General features: G+C 61.8%; 13 protein-coding genes. 12 read left to right on the top strand and 1 reads right to left on the bottom strand.

Annotated elements, in window-relative coordinates; all coding sequences use genetic code 11:
- The first annotated feature begins 62 nt into the window (after positions 1-62).
- Together rpoC and FNA67_RS13375 are read left to right on the top strand one after the other, a co-directional pair.
- Positions 63-4,253, top strand: coding sequence for a DNA-directed RNA polymerase subunit beta' (rpoC, locus tag FNA67_RS13380; RefSeq protein ID WP_147656341.1), 4,191 nt, complete (start codon positions 63-65; stop codon positions 4,251-4,253).
- Between the two features lie 346 nt (positions 4,254-4,599).
- Positions 4,600-5,265, top strand: a complete 666-nt coding sequence (locus FNA67_RS13375; RefSeq protein ID WP_147656340.1) for an O-methyltransferase — start codon at positions 4,600-4,602, stop codon at positions 5,263-5,265.
- Between the two features lie 56 nt (positions 5,266-5,321).
- Here the strand turns inward: FNA67_RS13375 and FNA67_RS13370 are convergent, their stop codons facing one another.
- A complete protein-coding gene (locus FNA67_RS13370; protein ID WP_049705635.1) occupies positions 5,322-5,798 on the bottom strand; it encodes a YbjN domain-containing protein in 477 nt (158 codons plus the stop codon).
- A 468-nt stretch (positions 5,799-6,266) separates the two neighbouring features.
- On the opposite strand from FNA67_RS13370, the gene rpsL reads away from it, so the two are divergent.
- The 10 genes from rpsL (at position 6,267) to rpsS (ending at position 13,686) form a co-directional block, all read left to right on the top strand.
- Positions 6,267-6,638 (top strand): 30S ribosomal protein S12, encoded by a 372-nt coding sequence (rpsL, locus tag FNA67_RS13365; RefSeq protein ID WP_049705634.1) that lies wholly within the window; start codon positions 6,267-6,269, stop codon positions 6,636-6,638.
- A gap of 12 nt (positions 6,639-6,650) precedes the next feature.
- Entirely contained in the window at positions 6,651-7,121 is a 471-nt protein-coding gene (gene rpsG / locus FNA67_RS13360) for a 30S ribosomal protein S7 (protein WP_049705633.1), read from the top strand.
- A gap of 12 nt (positions 7,122-7,133) precedes the next feature.
- Positions 7,134-9,224, top strand: a complete 2,091-nt coding sequence (gene fusA / locus FNA67_RS13355; protein ID WP_049705632.1) for an elongation factor G — start codon at positions 7,134-7,136, stop codon at positions 9,222-9,224.
- A 60-nt stretch (positions 9,225-9,284) separates the two neighbouring features.
- Positions 9,285-10,475 carry an elongation factor Tu gene (gene tuf / locus FNA67_RS13350; RefSeq protein WP_049705631.1) on the top strand — a complete coding sequence of 397 codons (1,191 nt, stop codon included), beginning with the start codon at positions 9,285-9,287 and terminating at the stop codon, positions 10,473-10,475.
- Between the two features lie 67 nt (positions 10,476-10,542).
- Positions 10,543-10,851 carry a 30S ribosomal protein S10 gene (gene rpsJ / locus FNA67_RS13345; RefSeq protein WP_035038345.1) on the top strand — a complete coding sequence of 103 codons (309 nt, stop codon included), beginning with the start codon at positions 10,543-10,545 and terminating at the stop codon, positions 10,849-10,851.
- A gap of 85 nt (positions 10,852-10,936) precedes the next feature.
- Positions 10,937-11,638, top strand: a complete 702-nt coding sequence (rplC, locus tag FNA67_RS13340; protein ID WP_049705630.1) for a 50S ribosomal protein L3 — start codon at positions 10,937-10,939, stop codon at positions 11,636-11,638.
- Positions 11,638-12,258: a 50S ribosomal protein L4 gene (rplD, locus tag FNA67_RS13335; RefSeq protein ID WP_049705629.1), complete on the top strand. Its 621-nt coding sequence runs from the start codon at positions 11,638-11,640 to the stop codon at positions 12,256-12,258. Before rplC ends, rplD begins: the two co-directional genes overlap by 1 nt.
- Entirely contained in the window at positions 12,255-12,548 is a 294-nt protein-coding gene (locus FNA67_RS13330; protein ID WP_049705628.1) for a 50S ribosomal protein L23, read from the top strand. Before rplD ends, FNA67_RS13330 begins: the two co-directional genes overlap by 4 nt.
- Positions 12,549-12,564: 16 nt before the next feature.
- Positions 12,565-13,404 (top strand): 50S ribosomal protein L2, encoded by an 840-nt coding sequence (rplB, locus tag FNA67_RS13325; protein ID WP_049705627.1) that lies wholly within the window; start codon positions 12,565-12,567, stop codon positions 13,402-13,404.
- 3 nt (positions 13,405-13,407) lie between these two features.
- A complete protein-coding gene (gene rpsS / locus FNA67_RS13320) occupies positions 13,408-13,686 on the top strand; it encodes a 30S ribosomal protein S19 (RefSeq protein ID WP_049705626.1) in 279 nt (92 codons plus the stop codon).
- The last annotated feature ends 1 nt before the right edge of the window (position 13,687 follow it).

Here is a 13,687-nt window from a genome sequence, read left to right as displayed (position 1 = left end):
GAAACGCTTTCGTGGGGTTTCGGGCCGGTGAGCCCGAAACTCGCGAAACGAGGAGAGACCGAATGAATCATCATTCTCACGTCATGGACCCGTTCAATCCGCAGGTTCCGGCGCAGACCTTCGATCAGATGAAGATCTCGATCGCCAGCCCGGAAAAGATCCTTTCGTGGTCCTACGGCGAGATCAAGAAGCCCGAGACCATCAACTATCGTACGTTCAAGCCCGAGCGTGACGGCCTGTTCTGCGCGCGCATCTTTGGCCCCGTGAAGGACTACGAGTGCCTGTGCGGCAAGTACAAGCGCATGAAGTTCAAGGGCGTCATCTGCGAGAAGTGCGGTGTGGAAGTCACCCTGAGCCGCGTCCGCCGCGAGCGCATGGGCCACATCGAGCTCGCCGCGCCCGTCGCCCACATCTGGTTCCTCAAGTCCCTGCCGTCCCGTATCGCGCTGCTGCTCGATATGACGCTCAAGGACATCGAGCGCATCCTCTACTTCGAGAACTACGTCGTTCTCGAGCCCGGCCTGACCCCGTTCAGCCTGCATGAGCTGCTGACCGAGGAACAGTACCTGGACGCCCAGGACCAGTACGGTGCCGACAGCTTCACCGCCAAGATCGGCGCCGAGGCCATCCGCGACATCCTGCTCGCCCTCGATCTGGAAAAGATCGCGGCGGACCTGCGCGTGGAAATCGCCGAGTCGACCACGGAACTGAAGCCCAAGAAGCTCGCCAAGCGCCTCAAGGTCGTCGAGCAGTTCATCGTTTCGGGCAACAAGCCCGAATGGATGATCATGACCGTTATCCCGGTCATTCCGCCCGAACTGCGCCCGCTGGTTCCGCTGGATGGCGGCCGCTTTGCTACGTCCGATCTCAACGACCTCTACCGTCGCGTGATCAACCGTAACAACCGCCTCAAGCGCCTGATCGAGCTGCGTGCGCCGGATATCATCATCCGCAACGAAAAGCGCATGCTCCAGGAAGCCGTGGATGCGCTCTTCGACAACGGTCGCCGTGGCCGCACCATCACCGGTGCCAACAAGCGTCCGCTGAAGTCGCTCTCGGATATGCTCAAGGGCAAGCAGGGCCGGTTCCGTCAGAACCTGCTCGGCAAGCGCGTGGACTATTCGGGCCGTTCGGTGATCACCGTGGGTCCGGAGCTCAAGCTGCATCAGTGCGGTCTTCCCAAGAAGATGGCTCTGGAGCTCTTCAAGCCGTTCATCTACTCGCGTCTTGAAGCCAAGGGCTTCTCCTCTACCGTCAAGCAGGCCAAGAAGCTGGTCGAAAAGGAAAAGCCGGAAGTCTGGGATATCCTGGACGAGGTCATCCGCGAGCACCCGGTTCTGCTGAACCGCGCGCCGACCCTGCACCGCCTCGGCATCCAGGCTTTCGAGCCCATGCTGATCGAAGGCAAGGCCATCCGTCTGCACCCGCTCGTCTGCTCGGCCTTCAACGCCGACTTCGACGGCGACCAGATGGCCGTGCACGTGCCGCTGTCGCTCGAAGCTCAGCTCGAAGCCCGCGTGCTGATGATGTCGACCAACAACATCCTGCACCCGGCCAACGGCCAGCCGATCATCGTGCCGAGCCAGGACATCGTCCTGGGGCTCTACTATCTCTCGCTCATGAATGAGAACGAGCCCGGCCAGGGCATGATGTTCTCGTCCGTGGCCGAGCTCGAGCACGCCCTGGATACCGGCGTGGTGACGCTGCACTCCAAGATCAAGGGCCGTGTGGTGGCGTTCGACGAGAACGGCAACCAGACCACCGAGATCGTGGAAACGACCCCGGGCCGCATGCTGATCGGTCAGATCCTGCCCAAGCACCCGGCCGTGCCGTTCGCGACCGCGAACCAGCTCATGACCAAGAAGATGATCTCCAAGATGATCGACACCGTCTATCGCGGTTGCGGTCAGAAGGAGACGGTCATCTTCTGTGACCGCGTCATGCAGCTCGGCTTCAAGAACGCTTGTGACGCGGGCATTTCGTTCGGCAAGGACGACATGGTTATCCCGACGAGCAAGTATAAGATCGTCGAGGACACCCGTAAGCAGGTCGAGGAATTCGAGCAGCAGTACAACGACGGCCTGATCACTCAGGGCGAGAAGTACAACAAGGTGGTCGACGCCTGGGCCAAGTGCGGTGACAAGGTCGCCGAAGAGATGATGAAGGGCATTGCCGCCGTTCAGATCGACCAGGAGACGGGTCGTCAGAAGCCGATCAACTCGGTTTACATGATGAGCCACTCGGGTGCCCGTGGTTCGCCGGCCCAGATGAAGCAGCTCGCCGGTATGCGCGGCCTGATGGCTCGTCCGGACGGCTCGATCATCGAAACCCCGATCACGGCCAACTTCAAGGAAGGCCTCACCGTTCTCGAGTACTTCAACTCGACCCACGGTGCCCGTAAGGGTCTCGCCGACACCGCGCTCAAGACCGCGAACTCGGGTTACCTGACCCGTCGTCTCGTGGACGTGGCGCAGGACTCGATCATTACCGAACTCGATTGCGGTACCGATCGTGGCCTGACCATGGAGCCGATCGTGGATGCCGGCCAGATCGTGGCCACTCTCGGCCAGCGTATCCTGGGCCGTACGGCTGCCGACGACATCAATCATCCGGTCTCGGGTGATCTGCTGGTCGCCAAGGGCACGCTGCTCGAAGAGAAGCATGTCGATATGATCGAGGATGCCAAGATCCAGTCGGTCCGCATCCGCTCGCCGCTGACCTGTGACATGCGTCAGGGTTGCTGCGCCGCCTGCTACGGCCGTGACCTGGCTCGCGGTACGCCGGTCAACATCGGTGAAGCTGTCGGCGTCATCGCCGCGCAGTCGATCGGTGAGCCGGGTACGCAGCTCACCATGCGCACGTTCCACATCGGTGGTACGGCACAGGTGGTCGACAGCTCGTTCCTCGAGGCTGGTGCCGAAGGCAAGATCGAGATCCGCAACGCCAACGTTGCCAAGATCTCGGGTGGCCTGCTCGTTGCCATGGGCCGTAACGTCACCCTCGCCATCCTCGATGGCGACGGGAAGGACCGTGCGACCCACCGCGTGGCTTATGGTGCCAAGATCCGTGTCAAGGATGGCGACACCGTCAAGCGCGGCCAGCGTCTGGCCGAATGGGACCCCTACACCCGTCCCGTGCTGGCCGACGTCGACGGCGAGGTGGGCTACGAGGATCTGGTGGACGGTGCTTCCGTTGCGGAAAACACCGACGAGACCACCGGCTTCACCAAGCGCGTTGTCATCGACTGGCGCACCAGCCAGCGTTCGGACAGCCTCAAGCCGGCTATCACGATCTCCCGCGGCGGCGCTGTCGCCAAGCTGGAGCGTGGTGGCGAAGCCCGGTACCTGCTCTCGGTCGACGCGGTTATCGCGGTCGAGCCGGGCGAGAAGGTCTCGGCTGGTGACGTGCTGGCCCGTATCCCGCTGGAAAGCGCCAAGACCAAAGACATCACCGGCGGTCTGCCGCGCGTGGCCGAACTGTTCGAGGCTCGCCGTCCGAAGGATCACGCCATCATCGCCGAGATCGATGGCACCATCCGCTTCGGCCGCGACTACAAGAACAAGCGTCGCGTCATCATCGAGCCGCATGAAGAGGGTGCCGATCCGGTCGAGTACCTGATCCCGAAGGGCAAGCCGTTCCACCTGCAGGAAGGCGACACCATCGAGAAGGGTGAATACATCCTCGACGGCAACCCGGCACCGCACGACATCCTGGCCATCAAGGGCGTGGAGGAGCTTGCTCGCTACCTCGTCAACGAGATCCAGGAAGTCTACCGCCTCCAGGGCGTGTTGATTAACGACAAGCACATCGAGGTGATCGTTCGCCAGATGCTGCAGAAGGTCGAGATCACCGATCCGGGCGACAGCGGCCTGCTCAAGGACGAACAGATCGACAAGCTCGACTTCGACGAGCTCAACGATCAGCTGGTGGCCGATGGCCGCAAGCCCGCCCAGGCGAACCCGGTGCTGCTGGGTATCACCAAGGCGTCGCTGCAGACCCGCTCGTTCGTGTCGGCCGCATCGTTCCAGGAAACGACGCGCGTGCTCACCGAGGCTGCCATCTCCGGCAAGGCCGACCTTCTGGAAGGCCTCAAGGAAAACGTCATCGTCGGCCGCCTCATCCCGGCTGGTACCGGCGCCATGACGACCTCGGCCAAGCTGGTTGCGGCCAAGCGCGATGACCTCATCCTCGAGGAACGCCGTCGCCACGCCGAGACTGCCGCCATCCCGGCGCCGACAGTTCCGGCCGAGTAAGCCGATCGATCATACGAATAGAGAAGGGGGCCTCATGGGCCCCCTTTTTCGTTGCTCGCCAGGTTGCGGTTCGGCAGTGGCGCCAGCCGAATGGAACGTCAGCCCTTTATGGCTACCGACATCCAGATGAAGAGCGGGAACAGAATGGCCAGCGCGATCAGGGCGATGGCTAGCATTCCAAGGAAATTGGCATTGTCGTGGGTGTCGTCGTGCTGCATGGTCCTCTCCATGGCGCCGGTTCCCCGGGGCTCACCAGTGAGTATTGCACCAATCCCGCGCCGCTCCTAGGGCGCCAGAGGCCCGGACGACCCGCCGGCATTCACGGGTCCGAGATCAGGAAACAGACATGAGCGACAAGACCTGGGCTGCGGTCGACGACTATATCGTGGCCAACCTCGTTCCTGACGATCCGGCGCTCGACCAGGTACTGGAAGCCAACCGCGCGGCGGGGCTGCCGGCCATCGACGTGTCTCCGGCGCAGGGCAAGCTGCTGCACCTGCTCGCCCGGATCGCGGGCGCCAGACGCATTCTCGAGATCGGCACCCTCGGGGCCTATTCGACCATCTGGATGGCGCGGGCACTGCCCGTGGACGGGCGGGTGGTGAGCCTCGAGTTCAATCCGCACCATGCGCAGGTGGCGCGCGCCAATATCGAAAGGGCAGGGCTCGGCTCGATGATCGAGGTGCGCACGGGCGCGGCGCTCGAAACACTGCCGCACCTGGCCGCCGAAGGGGCAGGGCCGTTCGACCTCATCTTCATCGATGCCGACAAGCCGAACAATCCGGGCTATCTCGATTGGGCGCTCAAGCTCGCGCGGCCAGGGACGGTCATCATCTGTGACAACGTCATCCGCAACGGGGCGGTGACCCGGGGCGACACTGGAGATGCCAATGTGGGCGGGGCCCGCGCGGCCTTCGAAATCCTGGGCTCGAACCCGCGCATCTCGGCCACGGCGATGCAGACCGTGGGGAGCAAGGGTTATGACGGGTTCATCATCGCGGTGGTGAGCTAGGCAGAAAAAAGGGCGGCCAGGCCGCCCTTCCAAACTCTCGAACCGGGAATCGCCGGTTACTTCTTGTAGCCGACGTGCTCGGCATACTGACCCACGACCAGGCTCCAGACCGAGATGTCGGCGTCCAGGTTGTCGGTCGAGATACCGTGCTCGAGGTTGAGGTCCATCTCGACCACCGCATCGCCGTCGCTGTCGAGATAGGCCTTGCCGAAGCGCTTGTCGCGATTCCAGGCGTTGATGACGTCCATGTCGGGCTTGAGGTCAAGGAAACCCGAATAGAAGTTCAGGTCCTCGCAGTTCTTACCCTTGGTGCAGTTCATGAAGTAGATGGCATAGGTGATGCCGTCGATATCGCCCTTGATCTTGGGATCGCCATTGTCCTGCTTCTCCAGGCTGGCGCTGCCATAGCCGCGGGCCAGCTCGAGAATCGTATCGACGTCGTTGCCGTCGACCAGGTCGGATCCGGCGGCGAAGGCTGAGCCCGTCGCTCCCAGCGCGATCGCGGCGCCGAGAATCAAAGCCTTGAAAGTCATCGTAGTCTCCTCAGGTCCCCCATGGACCATAATTGTCGTGCCCCGCTCTTCTGATAACGAAAAATACACCTATATACGAGGCCTTCCGCCCGGCTGTTCGTGGAGCAATTCCGATCCGGCTTCCCGGAGGAGGGGGCAATGTCCCATAACCCCCGCGCATGCGGGCCATGTGACACCCTTTTTTAGGACCTTGCCCTTGACGGGCGGGGACTCGGGCGGTATACGCAGCCCACCTTAACGGTCGGTCGTGAGTTTCAACCGGGTATCTGCCGCCTGACGCGGGCATCCAAGAAACTCAAACACACTAGTTTTGGTAACAGACGTAGACATTCTTGTGCGCATGAACGCTTCCAAATGGAAGTGGTCCGCTGCATCCCGGCGCCGCCGATCCTCAATGAGGTTCGAGCGGGCGCCTTTTGGTTTGCTACGCCTGAACCATTTTGAATTCGGACGGATGGAAAGAGCGCAATGCCGACCATTAATCAGTTGATCCGCAAGCCCCGGCAGGCCAAGCCGAAGCGGAACAAAGTCCCGGCGATGGAAGCGAACCCGCAGAAGCGTGGCGTTTGCAGCCGTGTGTACACGACGACCCCCAAGAAGCCGAACTCGGCCCTCCGCAAGGTGGCCAAAGTCCGTCTGACCACTTCCCGCGAAGTGATTTCCTATATCCCGGGTGAAGGCCACAACCTTCAGGAGCACTCCGTGGTCCTGATCCGTGGCGGCCGCGTGCGCGACCTTCCCGGCGTTCGCTACCACGTTCTGCGCGGCGTTCTGGACACTCAGAGCGTCAAGGACCGCAAGCAGCGTCGCTCGAAGTACGGCGCGAAGCGTCCGAAGTAAGGAGTTCTATTAATGTCCCGTCGCCACCGCGCAGAGAAACGCGAAGTTCACCCGGACGCAAAGTTCGGTGACATCGTCGTTACCAAGTTCATGAATTCCCTTATGCTGGACGGCAAGAAGTCGGCTGCTGAAGGCATCGTCTACGGCGCTTTCGACATCGTGCAGGCCAAGACCAAGCAGGATCCGATCACCGTCTTCCACACTGCCCTGGACAACGTTCGTCCGGCCGTGGAAGTGCGCTCGCGCCGCGTCGGTGGTGCGACCTACCAGGTTCCGGTTGAAGTCCGTACCGATCGTCAGCAGGCCCTGGCCATCCGCTGGCTCATCGAATCCGCCCGCAAGCGCGGCGAGCACACCATGCGTGAGCGCCTCTCGGGCGAGCTGATGGATGCGCTCAATGGCCGTGGCCAGGCCGTCAAGAAACGCGAAGACACGCACCGTATGGCTGACGCCAACCGTGCCTTCTCGCACTACCGCTGGTAGTTGGAGCTCATCATGGCACGCGAATACCCGATTAATCGCTACCGTAACTTCGGCATCATGGCTCACATCGATGCTGGCAAGACGACGACGACCGAGCGAATCCTCTACTACACCGGCAAGTCCCACAAGATCGGCGAAGTCCATGACGGCGCCGCTACCATGGACTGGATGGAGCAGGAGCAGGAACGCGGCATCACCATCACTTCGGCTGCGACCACCACGTTCTGGAAGTCGCGCGATGGCGTGATGCACCGCTTCAACATCATCGACACCCCCGGCCACGTGGACTTCACCATCGAAGTCGAGCGTTCGCTGCGTGTTCTCGACGGTGCCGTGGCTCTGCTCGACGGTAACCAAGGCGTTGAGCCCCAGACGGAGACCGTCTGGCGCCAGGCCGACAAGTACCACGTTCCGCGTCTCATCTTCGTCAACAAGATGGATAAGACCGGCGCCGACTTCTACTACTGCCTCGATACCCTCAAGAAGCGCCTGGGCATCACCACCCTGGTCATGCAGCTGCCGATCGGCGCTGAAAGCGACTTCAAGGGCGTCGTGGATCTCATTGAGATGAATGCGCTCGTGTGGCGCAACGAAGAGCTGGGCGCCCAGTGGGACGTCGTCGAGATTCCGGAAGACCTCAAGGCCCGCGCCGAAGAGTACCGTGAGCGTCTCGTCGAGACCGCCGTCGAGATCGACGATGCGGCCATGGAAGCGTACCTGGAAGGCAATGCCCCGGATAAGGACACCCTGCGTCGTCTGATCCGTAAGGGCGTGGTCGATGCCAAGTTCTACCCCGTGTTCTGCGGTTCCTCGTTCAAGAACAAGGGCGTGCAGCCGCTCCTCGACGCCGTCGTGGACTTCCTGCCGTCCCCGATCGACATCCCTGCCATCAAGGGCATCGACGTCAAGACCGGTGCCGAGATCGAGCGTCACGCTTCGGACGAAGAGCCGCTGTCGATGCTGGCCTTCAAGATCGCCAACGACCCGCACATGGGTTCGCTGACCTTCTGCCGCATCTACTCGGGTCACCTCGAGGCCGGTGCTTCCCTTGAGAATACCGTCAAGGAGAAGAAGGAACGCGTCGGTCGCATGTTCCAGATGCATGCGAACAGCCGCGAGCAGATCACCGAAGCCTATGCGGGCGACATCGTGGCCATCGTGGGTCTGAAGGACACCACCACGGGCGACACGCTGACGATCCCGAGTGCTCCGGTTATCCTTGAACGCATGGAATTCCCGGATCCGGTTATCGACATCTCGGTCGAGCCGAAGTCCAAGGGCGACCAGGAAAAGATGGGCCTCGCGCTCGCTCGCCTGGCTGCCGAGGATCCGTCCTTCCGCGTCAAGACCGACGAAGAGTCCGGCCAGACCATCATCTCGGGCATGGGTGAACTTCACCTGGACATCATCGTCGACCGCATGAAGCGCGAATTCAAGGTCGAGGCCAATATCGGTCAGCCGCAGGTGGCTTACCGTGAAGCCATCAGCCGCCAGGTCGAGCACGACTACACCCACAAGAAGCAGTCGGGTGGTTCGGGTCAGTTCGCCCGCATCAAGTTCCGCATCGAACCCAATGAGCCGGGTGCCGGCTTCCAGTTCGCTTCGGAAGTCGTCGGCGGTAACGTTCCGAAGGAATACATCCCGGGCGTGCAGAAGGGTGTGGAATCGGTTATGGGCTCTGGCCCGCTGATCGGCTTCCCGATCGTGGACGTGAAGTTCGTCCTGACGGACGGCGCCTACCACGACGTGGACTCCTCGGTCCTCGCCTTCGAAATCGCTGGCCGCGCTGGTTTCCGCGAGGCTCTGCAGAAGGCCGGTCCGAAGATCCTCGAGCCGGTTATGAAGGTTGAAGTTACGACGCCTGAAGAATACATGGGCGACGTCATCGGCGACCTGAACTCCCGCCGCGGTCAGATCCGTGGCACGGAAAGCCGTGGCGTTGTGCAGGTCGTCGACGCCCTGGTGCCTCTGGCGAACATGTTCGGCTACGTGAACTCCCTCCGCTCGATGAGCCAGGGTCGTGCACAGTACTCGATGGTGTTCGACCACTACGAGCAGGTCCCGCAGGCGGTGGCCACCGAAGTCCAGGCCAAGTACGCCTGATTTAAAAGAGATCAAACTTACCCGCTGGCATGAAACGCTGGCGGATTACGGAGAAAAGCGATGGCGAAGGAAAAATTCTCGCGCACCAAGCCGCACTGCAACATCGGCACCATCGGTCACGTTGACCATGGCAAGACGTCGCTGACGGCTGCTATCACCAAGGTTCTCGCTGAGACCGGTGGCGCGACCTTCAAGGCGTACGACCAGATCGACGCTGCTCCCGAAGAGCGCGCTCGTGGTATCACCATCAACACCGCTCACGTCGAGTACGAGACCGAGAACCGTCACTACGCTCACGTCGACTGCCCCGGCCACGCTGACTATGTGAAGAACATGATCACCGGTGCCGCCCAGATGGACGGCGCGATCCTGGTCGTGTCGGCTGCCGACGGCCCGATGCCGCAGACCCGCGAGCACATCCTGCTCGCCCGTCAGGTCGGTGTGCCGGCTCTGGTCGTGTTCCTGAACAAGTGCGACATGGTCGACGATCCGGAACTGCTCGAGCTCGTCGAGCTGGAAGTCCGTGAGCTGCTGTCCTCGTACGAATTCCCGGGCGATGACATTCCGATCATCAAGGGTTCGGCCACCGAAGCCCTGAACAACGGCGATCCGAAGCTCGGCCACGAGGCCGTTCTCGAGCTGATGCGCAATGTCGACTCGTACATTCCGCAGCCGGAGCGTCCGGTTGACCAGCCGTTCCTGATGCCGATCGAAGACGTGTTCTCGATCTCGGGTCGCGGCACCGTGGTGACCGGCCGTGTCGAGCGCGGCATCGTCAAGGTTGGTGAAGAAGTCGAGATCGTCGGCATCAAGGCCACCCAGAAGACGACCGTGACCGGCGTTGAAATGTTCCGCAAGCTGCTCGACTCGGGGCAGGCCGGCGACAACATCGGTGCCCTGATCCGTGGTATCGACCGTACTCAGGTCGAGCGCGGCCAGGTCCTCTGCAAGCCCGGTTCGGTTACTCCGCACACGGACTTCGTTGCCGAAGCCTACATCCTGACCAAGGAAGAGGGTGGCCGTCACACGCCGTTCTTTGCCAACTACCGTCCGCAGTTCTACTTCCGCACGACCGACGTGACTGGTGTTGTGACCCTGCCGGAAGGCACCGAAATGGTGATGCCTGGCGACAACATCAACATGAACGTCCAGCTGATCGTTCCGATCGCCATGGAAGAGAAGCTCCGCTTCGCTATCCGTGAAGGTGGCCGTACCGTCGGCGCCGGCGTCGTCGCCAAGATCCTGAAGTAAGGACGGAAATGTAAATCGCGGCGCGCCGCGTTGCGCGCCGCGTTCCATTTTTCGCTAGGAAAACAAGATGAACGGTCAAAACATTCGCATTCGGCTCAAAGCCTTTGACCATCGTGTCCTGGACACGTCCACGCGCGAGATCGTCAACACGGCCAAGCGCACGGGTGCGCAGGTTCGCGGCCCGATCCCTCTGCCGACGCGAATTGAAAAGTTCACCGTCAACCGTTCGCCGCACATCGACAAGAAGAGCCGCGAACAGTTCGAGATCCGTACCCACAAGCGTCTTCTGGACATTGTGGATCCGACTCCGCAGACCGTGGACGCGCTAATGAAGCTCGATCTCGCCGCCGGTGTCGACGTCGAAATCAAGCTCTGAGTGACGGAGTTTCCGCGCTGACCAGAAAAAGGGTCCTCTGACAAACATGACCCGGTCCAGCGCTAAATTGAAAAGGTAGCAACCGATGCGTTCTGGTTTGATCGCACAGAAGCTGGGCATGACCCGCATATTCACCGAGGACGGCACCCACGTGCCGGTCACGGTGCTCGGGCTGCAGAACTGCCAGGTGGTGGGCCAGCGCACGCAAGACAAGGACGGCTATACCGCGCTGCAGTTGGGCGCCGGTACCGCCAAGGCGAAGAACACGCCCAAGGCACAGCGCGGTCAGTTCGGCGCGGCCAAGGTCGAGATCAAGCGCCACGTCGCTGAGTTCCGCGTCGACGCTGACAGCCTCATCGAGGTTGGCGCGACGATGCAGGCCGACCATTTCGCCGAAGGGCAGCTCGTGGACGTCACGGGCATCTCGATCGGTAAGGGTTTTGCCGGCGGCATGAAGCGCTGGAACTTCGGTGGTCTGCGTGCTTCGCACGGTGTGTCGGTGTCCCACCGCTCGCACGGTTCGACCGGTCAGCGCCAGGATCCGGGCAAGGTCTTCAAGAACAAGAAGATGGCCGGTCACCTGGGTGCCGAGCGGGTCACCACGCAGAACGTCAAGGTCGTCAAGACCGATGTCGAACGCGGCCTGATCATGGTCCAGGGTTCGGTTCCGGGCGCCAAGGGCGGCTGGATCCAGATCCGCGACGCCGTCAAGAAGCCCGCTCCTACTGGTGTTGCTACGCCTGGCTCGTTCAAGCCGGCCGCCGCCGTCGCGGGGGAGAATGAATAATGGAACTCCAGATTACCAACCTAGACGGTAAAGACGTAGGTTCCGTGACGCTCAAGGACGACGTGTTCGGCCTCGAGCCCCGCACGGACATCCTGCACCGCATGGTCCGCTACCAGCAGCTCAAGGCGATGGCCGGGACCCACAAGGTCAAGCATCGCTCCGAGATCGCTTACACCGGCAAGAAGTCGGTCAAGCAGAAGGGTTCGGGCGGCGCTCGTCACGGCAACAAGGCTGCCCCGCAGTTCCGCGGTGGTGGTCGTGCGTTCGGTCCCGAGCCGCGCAGCCATGCCATCGATCTTCCCAAGAAGGTCCGCGTTCTTGCTCTCAAGCATGCGCTGTCCTCCAAGGTGAAGGCCGGCGAGCTGGTGATCGTGGATACGGTCGCGACCAAGGCTCCCAAGACTGCCGATCTTCGCAAGACTTTCGGCGCCCGTGAATGGACGAGCGCGCTGATCATCGACGGCGCTACGGTTGATGCGAATTTCGCGCTCGCTGCGCGCAACATTCCGCAGATCGACGTGCTTCCGGTCCAGGGCATCAACGTTGTTGATATCCTGCGTCGCCAGAAGCTCGTTCTGACCAAGGCAGCGCTCGAAGCGCTGGAGGCACGGTTCGCATGAGCACGTTCAAGCACTACGACATCATCCGCAACCCGGTCGTGACTGAAAAGTCGACGAACCTGTCGGAGCACAACCAGGTTGTGTTCGACGTTGCGGTCGATGCGAGCAAGCCCGAGATCAAGGCTGCCGTCGAGGCGCTGTTCTCGGTCAAGGTCAAGGCTGTCAACACCTTCGTCCGCAAGGGCAAGGTGAAGCGTTTCCGCAACCAGCTCGGCGTCCGCAACGACGTCAAGAAGGCTGTGGTGACCCTCGCTGATGGGCAGTCGATCGACATTTCGACCGGCCTGTAAGGGGTGAGAGAGAAAAATGGCTCTGAAACAATATAATCCCACCTCTCCTGGCCGCCGTCAGCTCATCACTGTCGACCGCTCGGAACTCTGGAAGGGCAAGCCGGTCAAGGGTTTGACCGTCGGTCTTTCGCAGAAGGGCGGCCGTAACAACGCTGGCCGGATCACCGCGTTCCATCGTGGTGGCGGTCACAAGCGCAGCTACCGTATCGTCGACTTCCGTCGCGTGAAGTTCGATATGGAAGCTACCGTCGAGCGTCTGGAATACGATCCGAACCGTACCGCCTTCATCGCCCTGGTGACCTACACCGATGGCGAGCAGGCTTACGTGATCGCTCCCCAGCGTCTGGCAGCCGGCGACAAGATCGTGTCCTCGCTTTCGAGCGTGGACGTGAAGCCGGGCAATGCCATGCCGCTCGAGCGCATGCCGGTCGGCACCATCGTGCACAACGTCGAGCTGAAGCCCCGCAAGGGCGGCCAGATCGCGCGTTCGGCAGGTGCCTATGCTCAGTATGTGGGCCGTGACGCCGGTTGGGCGATCCTGCGCCTCAACTCGGGTGAACAGCGCCGTGTCCACGGCTCGTGCCTCGCCACCGTTGGCGCGGTTTCGAACCAGGACCACTCGAACACCTCGATCGGCAAGGCCGGTCGCAACCGTTGGCTCGGTCGCAAGCCGGTCAACCGCGGTGTTACCATGAACCCGGTCGACCACCCGCATGGTGGTGGTGAAGGCCGCACCTCCGGTGGCCGTCACCCGGTTACGCCGTGGGGCAAGCCGACCAAGGGCAAGAAGACCCGCACCAACAAGGCGACGGACAAGTTCATCGTCCGCTCGCGTCACGTCAAGAAGGGCCGGTAAGTCATGGCACGTTCACTCTGGAAGGGTCCGTTCGTCGACGGGTACCTGCTCAAGAAGGCGGACAAGGCACGCGAGTCGGGTCGCAACGAGGTCGTCAAGATCTGGAGCCGCCGCTCGACCATCCTGCCGCAGTTCGTCGGCATCACCTTCGGTGTTCACAACGGTCACAAGCATGTGCCGGTGTCGGTCACCGAAGAAATGATTGGTCACAAGTTCGGTGAGTTCGCTCCCAGCCGTACCTATTACGGGCACGCGGCCGACAAGAAGGCCAAGAGGAAGTAAT

The organism is Youhaiella tibetensis (assembly GCF_008000755.1).
GTDB lineage: Bacteria > Pseudomonadota > Alphaproteobacteria > Rhizobiales > Devosiaceae > Paradevosia > Paradevosia tibetensis.
This window is presented reverse-complemented; position numbering and strand designations above follow the sequence as displayed.